The 17,408-nt window shown below is 47.7% G+C and carries 18 protein-coding genes; 16 read left to right on the forward strand and 2 right to left on the reverse strand.

What is annotated here, in order from left to right; translation table 11 throughout:
- Positions 1–5: 5 nt before the first annotated feature.
- The 7 genes from AC3ITG_RS03180 (at position 6) to AC3ITG_RS03210 (ending at position 6,555) form a co-directional block, all read left to right on the forward strand.
- On the forward strand, positions 6–584 hold the full coding sequence (locus AC3ITG_RS03180) for an RNA polymerase sigma factor (protein WP_489252774.1): 579 nt from the start codon (positions 6–8) through the stop codon (positions 582–584).
- Positions 581–1,840 carry a hypothetical protein gene (locus AC3ITG_RS03185; RefSeq protein WP_489252775.1) on the forward strand — a complete coding sequence of 420 codons (1,260 nt, stop codon included), beginning with the start codon at positions 581–583 and terminating at the stop codon, positions 1,838–1,840. Before AC3ITG_RS03180 ends, AC3ITG_RS03185 begins: the two co-directional genes overlap by 4 nt.
- A gap of 60 nt (positions 1,841–1,900) precedes the next feature.
- Complete coding sequence (locus AC3ITG_RS03190) at positions 1,901–2,359, forward strand: 2-thiouracil desulfurase family protein (RefSeq protein ID WP_489252776.1); 459 nt, start codon at positions 1,901–1,903, stop codon at positions 2,357–2,359.
- Positions 2,360–2,623: 264 nt separating this feature from the next.
- On the forward strand, positions 2,624–3,301 hold the full coding sequence (locus AC3ITG_RS03195; protein ID WP_489252777.1) for an NAD(P)H-dependent oxidoreductase: 678 nt from the start codon (positions 2,624–2,626) through the stop codon (positions 3,299–3,301).
- 269 nt (positions 3,302–3,570) lie between these two features.
- Entirely contained in the window at positions 3,571–3,882 is a 312-nt protein-coding gene (locus tag AC3ITG_RS03200) for an ArsR/SmtB family transcription factor (RefSeq protein ID WP_063567799.1), read from the forward strand.
- Positions 3,883–4,044: 162 nt separating this feature from the next.
- Positions 4,045–5,079: an LLM class flavin-dependent oxidoreductase gene (locus AC3ITG_RS03205; RefSeq protein WP_413375038.1), complete on the forward strand. Its 1,035-nt coding sequence runs from the start codon at positions 4,045–4,047 to the stop codon at positions 5,077–5,079.
- Positions 5,080–5,394: 315 nt separating this feature from the next.
- On the forward strand, positions 5,395–6,555 hold the full coding sequence (locus AC3ITG_RS03210) for an AI-2E family transporter (RefSeq protein ID WP_489252778.1): 1,161 nt from the start codon (positions 5,395–5,397) through the stop codon (positions 6,553–6,555).
- Between the two features lie 140 nt (positions 6,556–6,695).
- Here AC3ITG_RS03210 and AC3ITG_RS03215 read toward each other — a convergent pair whose 3' ends face one another.
- A complete protein-coding gene (locus AC3ITG_RS03215; protein ID WP_076290511.1) occupies positions 6,696–7,067 on the reverse strand; it encodes an ArsR/SmtB family transcription factor in 372 nt (123 codons plus the stop codon).
- Between the two features lie 266 nt (positions 7,068–7,333).
- Here AC3ITG_RS03215 and AC3ITG_RS03220 point away from each other — a divergent pair, with 266 nt between their 5' ends.
- The 7 genes from AC3ITG_RS03220 to AC3ITG_RS03250 all read left to right on the forward strand — a co-directional run bounded on the left by AC3ITG_RS03220 (position 7,334) and on the right by AC3ITG_RS03250 (position 15,374).
- The gene (locus AC3ITG_RS03220) at positions 7,334–9,721 is read left to right on the forward strand and encodes a heavy metal translocating P-type ATPase (protein WP_489252779.1); all 2,388 of its coding nucleotides are present in this window, start codon (positions 7,334–7,336) and stop codon (positions 9,719–9,721) included.
- Positions 9,722–9,821: 100 nt separating this feature from the next.
- Entirely contained in the window at positions 9,822–10,181 is a 360-nt protein-coding gene (locus AC3ITG_RS03225; RefSeq protein WP_413375043.1) for an SdpI family protein, read from the forward strand.
- 246 nt (positions 10,182–10,427) lie between these two features.
- Entirely contained in the window at positions 10,428–10,868 is a 441-nt protein-coding gene (locus tag AC3ITG_RS03230) for a helix-turn-helix domain-containing protein (protein ID WP_090999248.1), read from the forward strand.
- 143 nt (positions 10,869–11,011) lie between these two features.
- Positions 11,012–12,232 (forward strand): MFS transporter, encoded by a 1,221-nt coding sequence (locus AC3ITG_RS03235; RefSeq protein ID WP_489252780.1) that lies wholly within the window; start codon positions 11,012–11,014, stop codon positions 12,230–12,232.
- A 19-nt stretch (positions 12,233–12,251) separates the two neighbouring features.
- Positions 12,252–12,674, forward strand: a complete 423-nt coding sequence (locus tag AC3ITG_RS03240) for a universal stress protein (RefSeq protein WP_489252781.1) — start codon at positions 12,252–12,254, stop codon at positions 12,672–12,674.
- A gap of 90 nt (positions 12,675–12,764) precedes the next feature.
- The gene (locus AC3ITG_RS03245; protein WP_489252782.1) at positions 12,765–14,189 is read left to right on the forward strand and encodes an aldehyde dehydrogenase family protein; all 1,425 of its coding nucleotides are present in this window, start codon (positions 12,765–12,767) and stop codon (positions 14,187–14,189) included.
- A 369-nt stretch (positions 14,190–14,558) separates the two neighbouring features.
- Positions 14,559–15,374 carry a MerR family transcriptional regulator gene (locus tag AC3ITG_RS03250; protein ID WP_413375051.1) on the forward strand — a complete coding sequence of 272 codons (816 nt, stop codon included), beginning with the start codon at positions 14,559–14,561 and terminating at the stop codon, positions 15,372–15,374.
- A gap of 155 nt (positions 15,375–15,529) precedes the next feature.
- Here AC3ITG_RS03250 and AC3ITG_RS03255 read toward each other — a convergent pair whose 3' ends face one another.
- On the reverse strand, positions 15,530–16,018 hold the full coding sequence (locus tag AC3ITG_RS03255; protein WP_090999242.1) for a GAF domain-containing protein: 489 nt from the start codon (positions 16,016–16,018) through the stop codon (positions 15,530–15,532).
- 186 nt (positions 16,019–16,204) lie between these two features.
- Here AC3ITG_RS03255 and AC3ITG_RS03260 point away from each other — a divergent pair, with 186 nt between their 5' ends.
- Both AC3ITG_RS03260 and AC3ITG_RS03265 read left to right on the forward strand, forming a co-directional pair.
- Complete coding sequence (locus AC3ITG_RS03260; protein WP_413375053.1) at positions 16,205–16,501, forward strand: hypothetical protein; 297 nt, start codon at positions 16,205–16,207, stop codon at positions 16,499–16,501.
- A 195-nt stretch (positions 16,502–16,696) separates the two neighbouring features.
- Positions 16,697–17,269, forward strand: coding sequence for a GNAT family N-acetyltransferase (locus AC3ITG_RS03265; protein WP_413375055.1), 573 nt, complete (start codon positions 16,697–16,699; stop codon positions 17,267–17,269).
- Positions 17,270–17,408: the final 139 nt, after the last annotated feature.

Raw genomic sequence — 17,408 nt, forward strand, 5'->3', positions numbered from 1 at the left:
ATCAGTTGGACTATCAATATCTGGCACACGCTCAGACGATCGACAATTACACACTTAGCAATATGATGGATGATTACGGGAACGACGTATGGAACTACGCGTACTTTCTGACCAAAAGTACCGAGCAGGCAGATGAATTGTCACAGGAGGTGTTTATCCGGGCATATTCCGGGATCGCCCATTTTCGAGGAGAATGCTCATTGAAGACATGGCTGCTGACCATTACTAGGAACACGACATTTACATACCGGAAGTCCAGATTTTTTCGCAGCAGTCTATGGGGAGAGACACTGCCAATCCACACGGAACAGGTTAATACGAGCCAAGGCGAAATGAAGCCTGAAAAATTTGTTCACCCCTCTGCCGAAGCCGAGGCGATTGGCAGGGAGCACGTTCATGAAATCTGGGACATCATCATGGCTCTGCCGGACAAATTCCGGGAAATGCTTTTGCTGCATCTGAAGTATGAGCTTACGACGGGGGAAATTGCGGAAATGCTGGGCATCAGCGCGGGAACGGTCAAATCGCGACTGTCCAGGGCGAAGGCCAAAGTACGGAAACAGTGGGAGGAGCGAAGCGAATGAAACATATCGATGACGAATGGGAAAAAGTAGTCAAACAGGAGCCGTTTGCGGTGTCTCCTTTTACCGAGGAGCATAAGCAGAACGTATTTCGCCAGGTAGCCTGGCTTAAATCGGGATCTGCACAGAAAATGAGCGATGCTGCTGGGGATAAGTCTGCCGAGCAAAAAAAACTGCAAAATCAACACAGACGCCGTTTTCGCTCCCGTAGAGCCGTTATGGCGTGCACGACGATTGCAGCCGTGGCAGCGGCGGTCATTCTCTGGAACGGACAGATTGTGGAGCCTGTAATTGAAAAAGTATATCCCACAGCAGCGCTGCAATTTACGGATGATGCCGGCATGAGCCTGCTCACAGACAAGATGAAAAAGAATGTAGCCGTCACGATGCGAGACTATCTTGGCAAACAATTACTCATAACCAAAGTGCAGGACCTGCCTGTCTCCGGAAGAGTCTCGGTCGAGGCTGGAAAAGAAGGAGATGCAGAATATGCGCTGATATGGCTTGATGCGGCAACAGGCAATCTACGTGAGGTACAGATGAGACGGGAGATGTCGGCTAATGAGCTGGAGCATCGGTACCTGCGTCAAGTTCCTTCACTGCTTCAAGGCATTGGTGGGGACCCTGCGCTCACACCAATATCAGCCAATCGATATGTGGGAATGAAGCAGGGCGAATTAGAGCCGGAATCGTATACTACACTTATGTTAGAGAATAAAAAAAGCTATGGAGAGATTATTTGGTTGCGGGATGAAGCTATCTCTGTTTCCGGTGATCTCGATCCTAAACAAGTTTCTCAAACTGCTTTGGTGTATGCAGAGGATTCCATTGAGGCGTTTACTGGCAACGCTGATCTTGATCTGATTAGCATACACCGGACAAAAGATGATGAAAATGGTAGAGATATCATTACTTTTAGCTTTGAAAATAACTATTTTGTTCAGACGATTGAAGGTACTTTGGGTCTTAATTATGCCATTATAGATGCGAATTCTTATCAAAAAGACTATACTACCTGGGAAGAAGTGGAGGCTTATCATGAGAAGCTTCTTCAAGTAAAAGAATCGACCCTCAGGGAAAAGGTAGAACCTTTAATTAAAAAAATATTCAAAGTTGATCTTCAAGCATATAAACTCCGTCGAAATACCGAAGCCCCGGGAATCGTTACATTTGAACTGGAATCGACTAAGGATGTTTTTCAGGTTCGATATAATGAGGATGCTCGTATTACGATGATTACAAGGGATGCCAATCTTTAGACTTGATTCCATATGGTACAATCAATTTTAATAGATGGATGGAGCATAAGGAGCATAACGATGAAATATTTGGTGAGTTCATGTCTTGCTGGCGTAGCCTGCCGTTACAACGGAACAGCGAGTCTGGATGCAAAGATTCAGGAGCTTGTGGAGCAGGATGAGGCAAAGATGGTCTGCCCGGAGCTGCTTGGAGGATTTTCCACCCCGCGGGAGCCAGCTGAAATTATCGGCGGTACGGGTAAGGATGTGCTGGCAGGAACAGCCAAGGTAATTGAGAAGAGTGGCAAGGACGTCACGGATCTGTACATTAAAGGAGCCTACCAGACACTTGAATGGGCGCAAAAAATGGATGTCAGCTGTGTGGTGCTCAAAGAATTCAGTCCCTCCTGCGGTACACAGATGATCTACGATGGCAACTTTGCCAACCACAAAGTCGTGGGCGAAGGGGTTACTTCTGCTTTGCTGCGGCAAGAGGGATTTACGGTCATCTCGGAAAATGAGTTCATGGAACAGTTGTAATTGTCGTGATCACAATAACCTCTGATACGAATTACAGGTAAGTCGCCTTGGGGAGCAGCAGATCCATGGCGACTTGTTTTTGTTACAATAGGGTGCGCCCTTGACCATTGGAAACCCTTGTTAGAAAACAAAAGTTACTTTTATAAACTAAGAAACATTATTGTGCGTACTTTTATATTTTGATTATAAACACTAAAATAACACTCAGGTGTTCGGTTTATACCATAAACATGAACATAAACAAGAAAAGGATGTGCGAATCATATGGAATCTTCGGCAAAAGCCATTATAAAAGAAAACGTTTTGAATGCTTACTATTTTCGGCATGCAACCAAACAGTTTGATGCTTCACGTATCATTTCGGCAGAAGATTTTGAGTTTATTCTAGAAACGGGACGATTGTCGCCAAGCTCAATCGGATTAGAACCATGGAAATTTCTGATTGTGCAGAACCCGGACTTGCGCATGCATCTGTCCGAAGTTTCTTCCGGGGCTCAGAAACAATTGGCGAAGGCAAGCCATTTTATTGTTATTCTGGCGCGGTCTGATGCGAGTTATAACTCGCCTTACGCAGAATATATGCTGAAAGAAATCAAGGGCATGCCAGATGACGTATTTGAGTTGACCCGTGAAGCTTATGGCAAGTTCCAAAAGAACCAACGAATGCTTGAGAACCCGCGTACTTTATTTGACTGGGCGTCCAAACAGACCTATATCGCTCTCGGTAATATGATGACTGCGGCAGCGCTGATTGGTATCGATTCCTGCCCGATTGAAGGGTTTAACTATGAGGGTGTACATCGTATTCTGGAAGAGGAAGGTCTGTTGGAGGATGGACTATGGGATGTTTCCGTCATGGCAGCCTTTGGTTATCGTGCGGAAGATCCACCACGCGAGAAATCCCGTCAGCCTTTGGATAAAGTCACGCAGTGGCTTGATTAAAGTTAACGTGATCTCATGTATATATATAAATATCACAAGCCCCGGTTCTTCCTCAATGGAAGGTCTAGGGCTCGTTCATTAAAAAAAGCTTGAATATAAATAGGTGTCTATGTAAAGCTACGGCTTATCAGTCCATGCTGGAACAAGTAAAAGAAACGGTCAGCACCAAGTTCTAAACGTATACACATGTATTTATTGGCAGGCCGGTTCGTTCGTCGAATCGGTCTGTTTGGTTTGCAAAATGAAAGAAAGGCGGTATAATCTTACCCATGGAACCTATACTCATTTTCAAAGCATTATCCAACGAGACACGCCGACAGATTCTGTTGTGGCTCAAAAACCCGGAGCAACACTTTCCACCGCTGGAGTTATCCCAGCATCCGGATGCAGGAAAGAGCGGCATATGTGTTGGAACGATTCAGGTGAAGGCCGGACTGGCTCAATCCGTCATATCCAGCTATCTGCTGACCATGCTCAAAGCCGGGTTGCTGATCTCCGAGCGCAGGGGACAGTGGACGTATTATCGCCGCAACGAAGAAACCATTCGTCAATTTGCCGAGTACGTACAGCACGAGCTATAAGCCGGACGCCGAGACGGAAGCAAGAATGCAGGTGCAAGCGGGTATTCCGTCCGGATGTAAACGGCTTGAGGAGTAGCTCTAAACATCATTTTTTACGCTTTTACATCTATATATCTGGATATACAAAAATAAAAATATACCCACAGAGGAGAAATTTCTATTATGTCTACCGAAAACACAGCTTCATCCCATAAAAAACATATTAACGACGTTAAATTGTCCATTCTGGATTTGGCTCCTGTCGTTGTGGGGGCCACGCCTGCGGATGCGCTTCGCAACAGTCTGGATCTTGCTCAGCACGCAGAGCGTTGGGGATATCACCGTTACTGGGTAGCGGAACACCACAACATGCCGGGCATCGCTTCTTCCGCGACTTCGGTTGTCATTGGTTACCTTGCAGGTGGAACGAAGACCATTCGTCTCGGTTCAGGTGGAATCATGCTGCCTAACCATGCTCCGCTTGTGATTGCCGAGCAGTTTGGCACACTGGAGTCCCTGTATCCAGGCCGTATTGACCTTGGGCTGGGCCGTGCACCAGGAAGTGACCGACGCACGTCTCTCGCTTTGCGCAAAGACCTGAACAGCGGTGAAGATTTCCCCGAATTGCTGGCTGAGCTTAGAGCATATTTCGATGCTTCTGCTACATCGTATCATGCGCCTGTTCGCGCAGTACCCGGTGAAGGATTGAATATCCCGATTTACCTGCTCGGCTCCAGTGATTTCAGTGCTCGTCTCGCAGGACAGCTGGGATTACCGTTTGCTTTTGCCAGCCACTTCTCACCGGATTACACCCGGATTGCACTTGAAACGTATCGGAGCAGTTTCCAGCCATCCGATCACTTGAAAGAGCCCCATGTTATTGTGGGTGTAAATGCAGTCGTTGCGGATACCGACGAAGAAGCCGCATGGCTTGGTACGACGATGCAGCAGCAGTTCCTGAACATTATTCGTGGCACAACCGGATTGGTGCAGCCACCAGCCGATATGGAAGGCAAATGGACGGATCGTGAGAAAGCTGGTGTAGAGCAGACGCTGAAAGCAGCTGTAAACGGTTCTCCAGAGACCGTGCGTGGTCAACTGGAATCATTTATTACTCAGACACAGGCGGATGAGCTGATTATTACGTCGATGATTTATGATCATCAGGCACGCCTACACTCGTACGAGCTGATCGCTCAACTTGCGGGAAAAGCATAAACAAAAGCATAAACGTAACAGCGGACGTGAACATAAGGCTCGAATGCCGCTGAGATATTAACGGTTTGTCTCTTCGGAGGCGAGCCGTTTTTTGGTAGGGATATTTTTCAAAGGAGACGTATGGGGCAGAAGGTTCTTTTTAGGGTAAAATGAACTTACTGGTCTAATTTGAAACGGTTAAACAGCGCCATACGTATAAACTCAGTGTGTTATACATATGTTGGCTTGTACAAGCAACTTTATGCGCAGTCAAGAAACATGCAGGTTTACAGCTTATGCTTTGATAAAGGATACATAAGAGAGGAAGACACGCCTATGGAGCAACCCGAGCAACCCCGCATCTGGCCAGATCGGTTTAAACGATTTTTTTTGAATAATAAGTTTGTCCTTTTTCTGTTAATTTTGCTGCTGGTAGGACTGAACGTGATGGTTCTTACCAAAGTATCCTTTGTTTTGCACCCGCTGGCGGTACTGATCAAGACGATTGTGCTGCCGATTATTCTGTCGGGTATTCTCTATTACCTGCTGAATCCGATTGTGGATGTGATGGAAAAGTGGAAGATCAAGCGCGGCTGGTCCATTTTGATCTTATATCTCGCTATCGGGGGTATTCTGACAGTCGTCGTGCTGGCGGTCATTCCGGTCGTACGTAATCAGATTGTGGGACTGATTGAAAACTTCCCAACGTACAGTGAGACGGTTAAACATCAGTTTGAGGAGCTTACGGGTAGCAAGCTGTTCGGTCAGTTCCAGGAGACAGTGAATCTGAATTCTCAGGACTGGTGGGGCACAATCTCCCAGAAAGCCACTGAAATTCTGAACTCGACCTGGACCAAATTGGGCGGATTCCTCGGAGCGTTCACCGAGACGGTGTTATCCATTGTAACGGTTCCGTTTATCCTGTTCTATCTGTTGAAAGACGGCAAGAAGCTTCCATCGAAAATTCTGTCTTTCCTGCCAATCAAGAGTCGTACAGGTGCAATGCATGTGCTGGAAGATATCAATCACCAGATAAGTTCGTTCATTCGTGGACAGATTATCGTCAGCTTCTGCATTGGTATTCTGCTCTACATTGGTTATATGATTATTGGTCTGGACTATGCGCTGATTCTCGCGATTATTGCATCCTTCACCAGTGTTGTACCGTACCTGGGACCTGCAATCGCGATAACGCCTGCGTTGATCGTGGCTCTGGTCACTTCTCCGCTCATGCTGCTGAAGATGGTAGCGGTGTGGACGGTCGTGCAATTAATTGAGGGTAAATTCATCTCACCTCAGATTATGGGCAAAACGCTTAAAATTCACCCCATTACCATTATCTTTGTCATCCTGACTTCAGGTAATCTGTTCGGTGTAGTGGGCATTCTGCTGGCCGTTCCAGGATACGCGGTGCTGAAAGTATGTGTGTCGCATATCTTCAACTGGTTCAAGGAAAGATCCGGCCTGTATGATCCGAAGAATAACAATCTATTGTAACTGGAGTGGGCATATCCGTGGCTAGATCCATGATAAACTTCCTTTTCTGGCAAAACGGTGCCCTTAATTAACAGAACCCCCGTCCATCGGCTAACAGCCGAGAGGCGGGGGTTCTGTTGTGTGAACAGGCAGGCTAATGCCTAGCTATGTTTAATATGCTGAAGCGTCTGCAGGAAGATCTGCTCAATGTGTGCATCATCCAGAGAATAATAAACGGTCTTGCCTTCTTTACGCCGCTTGACAATTCTCATGTTACGGAGTGATCGCAGCTGGTGCGAAATGGCCGACTGTCCCATATCGAGCAGCACCGTCAGATCGTGCACACATAATTCCTTCTGCAACAGCGCATCAATAATACGAAGCCGTGTCGGGTCGCTGAAAGCCTTGAACCAATCAGCCATCTCCGAAGAGGTCTCGCGATCCATGAGAGAAGCACGAATGGTTTGCACGTCAGCCTCTGTTCCAGAGCAGGCCGCGTCGCATTCGGCTGGAGCTTTAACCGGTTGTTCCATTTCCTATCACCACCTATATTAACTCAACCTTTGATTTGATCAAATGTTCTTCGATAAGCCTATTATATCCAAAAAACGTCTAAAGCGAAATGATTACTATTAGCATATTTTGTATGAAAAATCAACTGGAATTGTTGACACTCGTGTTTAAGCGTGCATATAATAGGGTTAACAAAACATATGAATGATTGCTCATATATTGATTGTAACATAAAAAAATTACGGAAAATAATCAAGCTTTACGTACTGCAAAGGGGAGAGTTCACATGGGAACCGGACAGGAACAGGTGAAAAGGGAACTGCTGCTGGATGGATTGGATTGCGCGAACTGTGCATTGAAGATTGAGAATGGCGTCAAAAAAATTAAAGGCATTACCGATTGCTCGGTCAATTTTGTGACCAAAACCTTATCCATGCACACCACATCCGATATGGATGAGCAGGTGGTGGAAGAAGCGAAACGCAAAGTGCTTCGGCTGGAGCCGCATATTCGTATTTCGGAAAAAGGTAAATCATCACAAGGCAGTCGTGGTGCTGCTGATTCAATAAATCACGCCAACCGCAATGTGCAGGCGCATACAGACAGCGGGACTCACACGCATGAACATACTCCGAGTGGGCACGATCATGCTGGTCACTCCCATGACCATGATCATGCACATGGAACGCATGATCATGACCACGGCCATCATCAAGATCACGCGCATCATCAGGGAAGTCTTGCCGGACACGATCACGGTCATGCAGACAGTCACGACCATGACGCTCATGCCGGACACTCGCATGAACATGGCGCTGGACAGACAAAGGTGTTGCTGGCACGCTTGGCGGCAGGCTCCATTCTGATGGCAGCTGCGATCTGGTCTCCGCTGGAAGGGTGGGCGCAGCTTGCACTCTATGTTGTCGCTTATCTGATCGCAGGGGGAGATATCGTTCTCCAGGCGTTCAAAAATATTATTCGCGGTCAGGTATTCGATGAATACTTCCTGATGTCCGTGGCTACCATCGGTGCTTTTGCCATTGGTCAATACCCCGAAGGTGTTGCGGTTATGCTCTTCTATCAGCTTGGTGAGCTGTTTCAGGGGCTGGCGGTTAATCGCTCAAGGAAGTCAATCCAGTCGCTTATGGATATTCGCCCGGACTATGCCAATATGTTGATTGGTGCAGGAGAAGAGACCAAGCGGGTTTCTCCGGAAGAAGTGCGCATTGGAGATCGCATCGTGGTTAAAGCGGGTGAGCGGGTACCTCTGGACGGGATCGTTAAGTCAGGTCGTTCCATGGTGGACACTTCCGCTCTGACAGGTGAGTCAGTTCCGCGTGAACTGGAACCCGGCAGTGATGTACTGAGTGGGTTCGTGAACAAAAACGGGATGTTGACCATTGAAGTAACGAAAACATTTGGTGAATCCACTGTATCCAAAATTTTGGACCTGGTGCAGAATGCGAGCAGCCGCAAAGCCAAAACGGAACATTTTATTAGCAAATTCGCCCGGTATTACACGCCGGTTGTTGTCATCCTGGCCGCATTGATTGCGCTCGTTCCGCCACTGATGCTCAGTGGTGCGACATTCGCCGATTGGATCTATCGTGCACTGGTCTTCCTCGTGATCTCTTGTCCGTGTGCGCTGGTCGTTTCCATTCCGCTTGGTTTTTTCGGGGGCATCGGAGCTGCCTCGCGTAACGGTATACTCATCAAAGGAAGTAACTACCTTGAAGCCTTGAACGATGTCAAAGTCGTTGTTTTTGATAAAACGGGTACACTAACCAAAGGTGTTTTCAAAGTAACAGCCATCCGTCCTGAAGGTGGGCGTACGGAAGATGAATTGATGGAGCTTGCTGCAATTGCCGAAGCCCATTCCAATCATCCGATTGCTGAATCCATTCGCGCAGCTTGGGCAAAAGATATCCGGACCCAGGGTGTCGCCGATTACGATGAGATAGCTGGACATGGCATCAAGGTCAGTGTGGATGGACGTGAAGTGCTTGCTGGTAACGCCAAATTGATGGAGCAGGCAGGTATCTCCTACACGACTCCACAAACCGTAGGCACGGTGGTGCACGTTGCCGAATCCGGTTCGTATGTCGGTCACTTGATCATTGCCGATGAGGTGAAGGATGATGCAGCGGCAGCCATTCAGGCACTCAAGAAGCTCGGTATCCGCAAAACAGTGATGCTGACCGGGGATGCCAAGGCTGTTGGTGAAGCTGTAGGGCGTGAGCTGGGTGTCGATGAAGTATACGCTGAGCTGTTGCCACAGCATAAAGTCGAACAGCTGGAGGGCCTCGAAGCTGCTAAATCACCGAAGGAGAAAATGGTGTTTGTCGGTGATGGCATTAACGATACACCAGTTCTGGCGCGTGCCGATGTTGGTGTAGCGATGGGTGGACTTGGTTCGGATGCCGCAATTGAAGCGGCAGACGTTGTCATCATGACGGATGAACCATCCAGACTGGCAAGTGCGATCCGGATTGCAAAACGAACACGAACTATTGTCTGGCAAAATATAGGTTTTGCGTTGGGTGTCAAAGCGATCTTCCTGCTACTGGGTGTGTTCGGAATTGCCACCATGTGGGAAGCAGTATTCTCTGATGTAGGGGTGACCGTGCTGGCTGTCCTTAATGCCATGCGTGTACTACGGGTGAAGGACATCTAAGTTTTACGAAACGATCCGGACGGCTCTTCGTATATACGTAGAGCCGTTTTTTTGTTTTAATATCTGTGGTGTATTTTTAATGGAGTTAGGGGAGGACATTGTGGCAGGAGCAATTGTTGGTTTGATATGCGGTGTATGTTATTTCGTATTGGGGTTAATGGTTTACAAAAAACCGCCGAAAAAAATTAATGGCATATATGGTTACCGCACCCCGCGCGCGATGAGTAACCCGGAATTGTGGGAAGAAGCACAACGATATAGCGCCAATCTGATGATGCAGTTTGGTGTGATTATTACGGTGTTTGGTATTCTCGGTTTCTGGTTTACCGATGTACAAGCATTGGTTCTGAGTCTCTTCGCTGTTGTGTTCTATACGGTACGACTGTTTACTAAGGTTGAAGGCCGCTTGAAGGAAATGCAGCGTGTCCAGCAACAGGGACAGAAGAAGCAAGGCGCATAGAGGCACAATGTGAAATCGCACCTGAACGAAGATCCGCGCGAGCGGATCTTTTTTGCATCTTATAGAGGCGGAGGATAACAGATAACTGCTTTTAACAACGTATTTTAAAAATTAACACTGTGATAATTTATCCTTGTTTGAGACATACTACATATTCGAGCCAAAAATCTAACGTTGACGTTAACGTTAATAATATATATAATTATATACATAACATTATAGACATATAAAAGTGAGGTGAAGGAAATGAGTTTATATAAAATCGATGACGTAGCCAAGGAATGTGGTTTGACCAAGCGTACCATTCGGTATTACGAAGAGATCGGTGTTATGCCTTCACCTCAGCGGACGGACGGGGGCACACGATTATACACCCGGGAAGATATAGATTATCTCAAAAAGGTGGTTCGGGCGAAGGAAGTGCTGGGTTTCTCGCTTCAGGAGCTACATACCTATGTGGCAACGGCGGATGCGCTGAACGAACAGCGTTTTGACTACCAGCAGACCACTGAAGTGAGAGAGCGGATCGAAAAACTCACCAAGATGGAAACGACGTTGGATGACCAGCTGCAACTGATCGAGCAGAAACTTCAGAGCATTCACGCCGTTCAGGAGGAACTTGAGGAATTGCGTGAACGGGTCCAGAACGGCATTCGACGATTAGAAGGGCACGAGAACGACACATAACTGAGTATTCCACGATTAGCACCGGAAGATCCGGTGTCATTTGTGCCGTTTTCTTTCCTAAATTTCTGAAAATAATGATGAGAATTTCATTCTTTTTCACAATTTGTTTCACAACATAAATCATGAACCAGGAGGAATCACATATGAAAAGAGAACCCTCATTACCTGACGAATTGCCGTCATCCCGTGGAGGTCTGTTATCCCAGCCCAGAGCGGTATGGGCAGTAGCCTTCGCCTGTATTATCTCCTTTATGGGACTAGGATTGGTTGACCCGATTTTGCCTGCGATTGCAGATCAACTGCATGCTTCCAAAAGCCAGGTATCTTTATTGTTTACAAGTTATAACGCGGTTACCGGGGTAGCCATGCTGATTACAGGTGTTGTATCCAGCCGGATTGGTGTGAAGTGGACACTGCTCAGCGGGATTTTGCTGATCATTGTTTTCTCTTTCCTCGGCGGGACCTCTGACACTGTAGGTGCTCTCGTCGGTTACCGTGGTGGTTGGGGACTAGGGAATGCCCTGTTCATCGCAACCGCATTATCCGCTATTGTAGGACTGTCCACTTCGGGGACAGCCAAAGCGATTATTTTATACGAAGCAGCGCTTGGTCTGGGGATTGCCGTTGGTCCATTGCTCGGTGGTGAACTGGGTTCCATCTCATGGCGTAGCCCGTTCTTTGGTGTAGCTGTTCTGATGGCGATTGCTTTTATCAGTATTACGTTTATGCTGCCTAAGATGGCCAAACCCAAAACACGCAGTTCCTTGTCCGATCCGTTCAAGGCTCTGGGTTATCCTTCATTGAAAACATTGGCGATTACCGCCTTCCTGTATAACTTTGGTTTCTTTACCTTGATGGCTTATTCACCTTATGTCATGAATCTGGATGAGCACGGACTTGGTTATGTATTCTTCGGTTGGGGTTTGATGCTGGCAATTACGTCTGTATTTGTTGCACCAAGACTGCAACGTCGATTCGGATCGGTTCCTTCCATGAGCGTCATGCTGACCCTATTCGCCTTAGATTTGCTGGTGATGGCTGTGGGTACGGTGATGGGATCATCCACAACGGTTATTGTGGCCGTTATTGTGGCCGGGATTTTCCTTGGGATCAACAACACATTAATTACGACGGCAGTTATGGAAGCTGCACCAGTTGAACGTTCTGTGGCATCGGCTGCATACAGCTTTGTCCGGTTCCTTGGAGGTGCGTTGGCACCTTGGCTTGCTGGTAAATTGTCCGAGTGGTTCCTGCCGGAGACACCGTTTTATTTTGGCGCATTGATGGTTCTGATTGGGGTCGTTGTGCTTCTGGTACGCCGCAGACATCTGCGTGATATCGATGCTGCCATTACGCATCATTAATGAACAGGAGGAATGGAAAATGCTGAAACGAATATTGGTTGCTGTCGATGGGTCGGACCATGCACACAAAGCTCTGGAGCAAGCTGTTGTTCTGGCAGAAAGTCTGAAACAAACGGCTTCCTTGATTATTGTACATGTTAATCCTTCGATCTCGCTAAATGAGCCCGCACTGGGTGTAGATCTGGAAGCGCGGATCGCTGAAGAAGGGCAGCATATCATACAACCCGTTAATGAATTGTTAGCCGCTCGTTCTGTTCATTATGAAACATTGCTGATTGCTGGTGATCCCGTGAATGAGATCGGCCGTGTAGCGAAGGATAGAGACTGTGATCTCATTGTGATGGGAACGGCCGGAAAAAGCATGCTCGCTGAAATCGTCGTGGGCAGTGTCAGCCACGGCGTCTTGAAACATGCAGGATGTCCGGTGATGACTGTCAAATAGTGGTATGACTTTCTTGTGTTGATGATGCTAAAGTGGTGTATAAATAGGTATGGGAAAACTCTGCGTTAAACATGAATGGAGGATACAACAATGAAAAAACAACATCTGTTCATCGGGGGCAAGCCCACCGAATCAGTAGACTATATAGCACTTCAGGCACCGTACTCGAAAGAAACACTGGCAGACGTGTCCTCGGCGACAGCTGAGGAAGTGGAAGCCGCGATTGCCGCCGCAGTTCAGGCGGGCAAAGAGATGCGCAGAATGCCTGCTTACCAGCGTGCAGATATCCTTTACAAGCTGTCCACCCTGCTGGAAGAACGGAAGGAAGAAGCAGCACGGATAATTGCACTGGAGGCAGCGAAGCCGATTACTGCGGCACTCGCCGAGGTTGACCGTACGGTGGAAACGTATCGTTTCGCCGCAGAGGAAGCCAAGCGGCTTACAGGAGAGACGGTTCCCATGGACGCAGCCAAAGGCGGAGAAGGACGTGTAGGCTACACGATGCGGCAGCCTTTGGGCGTTATTGGAGCGATTACGCCGTTTAATTTTCCGATGAACCTGGTGGCTCACAAAGTAGGACCGGCGCTGGCAGCAGGCAATACAATTGTATTGAAGCCTGCGGAGCAGACGCCGTTGTCTTCGTATTATATTGCCAATTTGCTTCAGGAAGCGGGATTACCGGATGGCGCATTGAATGTGGTGAGCGGTGACGGCAAAACGATTGGTGATGTACTTGTAGAGCATCCTGACGTGGCCCATATTACGTTTACAGGCAGCCCCGCTGTAGGTACCAGCATTCGCAGCAAAGCCGGACTGAAACGCGTAACATTGGAGCTGGGGTCAAATGCAGCCGTCATTATAGACGCGGATGCCAATTTGGACAACGTGGTACCGAGATGTGTGACCGGGGCTTTTACTTACCAAGGTCAGGTATGTATCTCGCTGCAGCGGATTTATGTGCACAGCGCGATCGCGGATGAGTTCATTCGTCGTTTTGCTGAAGCAGCCCAAAAAGTCGTGGTTGGAGACCCGTTGAATCCGGATACCGTTGTCTCTGCGCTCATCACTTCCAAAGATGTACAGCGTACACTGGATTGGATTGATGAGGCCAAGCAGGCAGGCGCTAAGGTTGCAGCAGGCGGTGAAGCTGAGGGAGGCGTATTGCGTCCAACTGTGCTTGTTAACGTTCCTCGTGATGCCAAGGTGTCTTGTCAGGAGGTCTTTGCCCCGATTGTTGTCATTAATACGGTGGATTCGGTTGAAGAAGGCATTGAGCATGTGAATGATTCCATCTATGGGCTTCAGGCGGGTGTATTCACCAATGATATTCATACTGCTTTGCATGCAGCGGACCACATCGAAGCTGGCGGCGTGATGATTAATGATATTCCCACTTTCCGTGTAGATCATATGCCTTATGGCGGTGTGAAGCAGAGCGGGATGGGGCGTGAAGGTGTCAAATATGCCGTAGAGGAAATGACCGAATTGAAGTTTGTTATGTTTAACAAGAATTAAATATCCACTCATAGGACGAGCGGATATTCGAGATGAAATAGAACAAGGTGATCCTGTGCCCAAGTTAGTGGGTGCAGGATTTTTTTCTTTTCTACATCCAGTCCTTACCGTAAAAAAAATACATAGCCTTTCTTTATTAACCTCGGGTTCACATCTGATGAGAAGGGTATAAATACTTATCATACCGCAAATCTACAAATACATGCCGTTCATATCACTGAAGCGTTGTGTATCCATCCAGAGAAATGAACGGATTACTGGGGTACAGAATTGTTGAAAGTCTTATAATATCTCACTTGAATTTAAATAAAATGCAGTATGAACAAGCCTGAACCTAGGAGTTACAGGCGAGACAGGAGGTGTATTCAAATGGCATATTCCATGGTTGATGTATCCGGGATGTCCGGTGTAAGTCTGAGTGAATTGGGACAGTACGCAGAGACAGGTCTGCTGAATCCAGCCTTCGTGGGTCAAGATGAGGGTATCTACTATGAGAAGCCTGAGCTGCTGAGACTACAGCAGATTCTGTTCTGTAAAGAAGTAGGCATGGAGGAGGAAGAGATCGGCCCCATGCTCAGGGATACTCCCCGTGACATGATCCGTATTATGCAGCAGCATCGGATCGAGATGCTGGAGAAGGCACTTCATCTGCACGGAATGATTCAGACACTGGACAAAACCATCTCCTATTTACGTGGAGAGCAGGAACTGGATGAGTACAAACTGTACGCTGGTTTTTCGAATAAGGGGCGTCACCAGCTTTTGAATGAAACGACCTCTGACCATGCGGCAAAGAATGACTATTATGAACAGTTGCAGACAGAGGCCAGTCAGAAGTACAGCGCCAATACCCCGGAGTCATCCACACTGCCTGAGGGTCAGGAGATGAAGTCGAAGGAAGATTTTCTCGATTCACAGGCGAAGATTGACCGGATTCACTTGGACTTGCAGGGCGCTATTGAGGATGGGTTAGAACCCGCCAGTTCGGAAGTACAGCAGATTATTGGCAGACATCTCGATTGGATCAAGGATTATTACACCCCAACGGCAGAGATTTACCGTGATCTGGGCAATCTGTACGTCGAGCACAAAAATTTTCGCCAGATGTATGATGGTTACCACCCCAAGTTGGCCGAGTTTTTACGAGATGGGATGATGATTAAGGCGGAACAGGATTTATCCTAGATGCATAAAGTATCATGGGCGAGCAGAACATGGGTGTGAAGAAAAATAATCATAACAAAGAGCGCAGATCCTCTAGGAGGAGTGCGCTCTTTGTTATTGCATATCATCGTAAAACCGATGAACTCTCCATCGGCTTAAGACCTTACTTCAGGCAGTTAGGATAACTCCAGCTGCTCTGTAATCAGGCTTACCGCCTTTTCCAGGAAGACGCGGTCTTCATCGTCAAAACGGTTTTTGAGCGGGCTATCGATGTCGAGCACCCCGTACAATTCGCCGTTTTTGATAATGGGTACAACGATTTCACTGTTCGATGCGGCATCACAGGCGATATGGCCTGGAAAGGCATGAACATCTTCAACGACCATCGTACGTCGTTCCGCAGCAGAAGTGCCGCATACACCGCGTCCAAGTGGAATACGGATGCAGGCAGGAAGTCCCTGGAATGGACCGAGTACAAGTTCTTTTCCATCATACAGATAGAATCCGACCCAATTGGTATCGGTCATAAATACATTGAGCAACGCCGCAGCGTTTGCCAGATTGGCAATATCGCTAGGTTCATCGCGGATCAGAGCACTTAACTGTCCCAGGACGGCGGTTTGCTGCTCGCTTCGTGTTCCTTCATAAGAAACAGCTTGAAACATGATGAATCACCCTCCCGAGCAAAAATGGTACTTATTTTCAAGATAGTGCAGAGCATGCGGTTAGTCAAGCGGAGGATTTCGGAAAGGGCAGGTCAGGCATGAATATTCCTCCTGTTTCTCATCTTCCTGCGTGGGGTAAATACTTAGCAACCACGGCGGGCTACAACCCGGGAAGGAGCTTGGCTTATGCATGCAGAGGTACAGAATCTTTTTGTACGAATTCATCTTCTATATCTAGCCCAAAAACAGGATTTAACCGTTAGCGACGCACTGCCTCTATTGGAAGAACGGGGATATCGCGTTGGAGAACGGGAGATCAAGCAGGAGCTTGAGCATCTGACACAGGAGAACTTCCTAACCGCCCATGGAGATCAATGGAGCCTTACCGGGACTGGCATTGAGGAGTTTAAGGAAATCATAGCCGTGTTCGGCCGGGTTAGTGAGGAGCTGCTGGGGACGGGCAAGAAGACGTCTACAGCCTGACCAAATTGGGATAAGGTGTCCCGAAATAGGATGCAAACTTGAGTTGATCCATACGTACAACAAGACCGGGAGCGGAAGTGGCCCGGTTTTTTGACGTAATTACGATGATTGAACAGTTGCCATTCGGTGCAGGTTATGGTTAGATGGCTATTGAATATGAGGTCTGTGGGATAGATCGGAACGGAGTGTCTTTTCATGTATAAATGCAAAGGGAGAATTCCCGAACTAGAGACAGAAAGGCTGCGTCTACGCAAAATGCGCCGCCGGGATGCGGCCCAGATGTTCGCTTGCTGGTCAGACCGGGAGGTGACCCGGTATATGAATTTGGCGCCCATGATTGGGACAAGTGAGGCTGCGGATATGATTGGGCTGCTGAACCAAATGGCAGGAGAAGAGGAGGCGATTCGCTGGGGCATTGAACTCAAGGAAACGGGCCGGCTCATCGGAAGTTGCGGATATAACACATGGCAACTTGAAGGCGCATTCCGTGGGGAGATCGGTTATGAACTTGGGCGCGACTACTGGCGTCACGGTTATATGACGGAAGTATTTTCGGTTATGCTACCGTTTGGGTATGAGACGATGGGGCTCAATCGGATTGAAGCGCTGGTTGATCCGCGTAATCTCGCTTCGGGAGAGTTTCTGACGAACCGCGGTTTCACGCGGGAAGGCCTGCTGCGTCAGGTGCAGCATACGTCTACCGGATATAAGGATATGGTGATGTATTCATTGTTATACGATGAGTTTTTGCGTAAGAGAGATAAATAGAGAAAACAATATATAATTTTTTCACATTGAAATTTACACAATAACGAAGGGGCAGAACAAAGCTGGAGAAGCGTAGCGTTCGCATTTATCACCGGATTTTCCCTTTGAAGGGGATGAAAAAAATCTGGGGATAACAGCG

The organism is Paenibacillus sp. GL_099_B, from assembly GCF_057835695.1.

What these genes read in the sequence shown, in the direction of transcription:
- AC3ITG_RS03185 (WP_489252775.1), top strand. Translation starts at nt 581, where the DNA reads ATGAAACATATCGATGACGAATGGGAAAAAGTAGTCAAACAGGAGCCG.
- AC3ITG_RS03190 (WP_489252776.1), top strand. Translation starts at nt 1,901, where the DNA reads ATGAAATATTTGGTGAGTTCATGTCTTGCTGGCGTAGCCTGCCGTTAC.
- AC3ITG_RS03195 (WP_489252777.1), top strand. Translation starts at nt 2,624, where the DNA reads ATGGAATCTTCGGCAAAAGCCATTATAAAAGAAAACGTTTTGAATGCT.
- AC3ITG_RS03200 (WP_063567799.1), top strand. Translation starts at nt 3,571, where the DNA reads ATGGAACCTATACTCATTTTCAAAGCATTATCCAACGAGACACGCCGA.
- AC3ITG_RS03205 (WP_413375038.1), top strand. Translation starts at nt 4,045, where the DNA reads ATGTCTACCGAAAACACAGCTTCATCCCATAAAAAACATATTAACGAC.
- AC3ITG_RS03210 (WP_489252778.1), top strand. Translation starts at nt 5,395, where the DNA reads ATGGAGCAACCCGAGCAACCCCGCATCTGGCCAGATCGGTTTAAACGA.
- AC3ITG_RS03215 (WP_076290511.1), bottom strand. Translation starts at nt 7,067, where the DNA reads ATGGAACAACCGGTTAAAGCTCCAGCCGAATGCGACGCGGCCTGCTCT.
- AC3ITG_RS03220 (WP_489252779.1), top strand. Translation starts at nt 7,334, where the DNA reads ATGGGAACCGGACAGGAACAGGTGAAAAGGGAACTGCTGCTGGATGGA.
- AC3ITG_RS03230 (WP_090999248.1), top strand. Translation starts at nt 10,428, where the DNA reads ATGAGTTTATATAAAATCGATGACGTAGCCAAGGAATGTGGTTTGACC.
- AC3ITG_RS03235 (WP_489252780.1), top strand. Translation starts at nt 11,012, where the DNA reads ATGAAAAGAGAACCCTCATTACCTGACGAATTGCCGTCATCCCGTGGA.
- AC3ITG_RS03240 (WP_489252781.1), top strand. Translation starts at nt 12,252, where the DNA reads ATGCTGAAACGAATATTGGTTGCTGTCGATGGGTCGGACCATGCACAC.
- AC3ITG_RS03245 (WP_489252782.1), top strand. Translation starts at nt 12,765, where the DNA reads ATGAAAAAACAACATCTGTTCATCGGGGGCAAGCCCACCGAATCAGTA.
- AC3ITG_RS03250 (WP_413375051.1), top strand. Translation starts at nt 14,559, where the DNA reads ATGGCATATTCCATGGTTGATGTATCCGGGATGTCCGGTGTAAGTCTG.
- AC3ITG_RS03255 (WP_090999242.1), bottom strand. Translation starts at nt 16,018, where the DNA reads ATGTTTCAAGCTGTTTCTTATGAAGGAACACGAAGCGAGCAGCAAACC.
- AC3ITG_RS03260 (WP_413375053.1), top strand. Translation starts at nt 16,205, where the DNA reads ATGCATGCAGAGGTACAGAATCTTTTTGTACGAATTCATCTTCTATAT.
- AC3ITG_RS03265 (WP_413375055.1), top strand. Translation starts at nt 16,697, where the DNA reads ATGTATAAATGCAAAGGGAGAATTCCCGAACTAGAGACAGAAAGGCTG.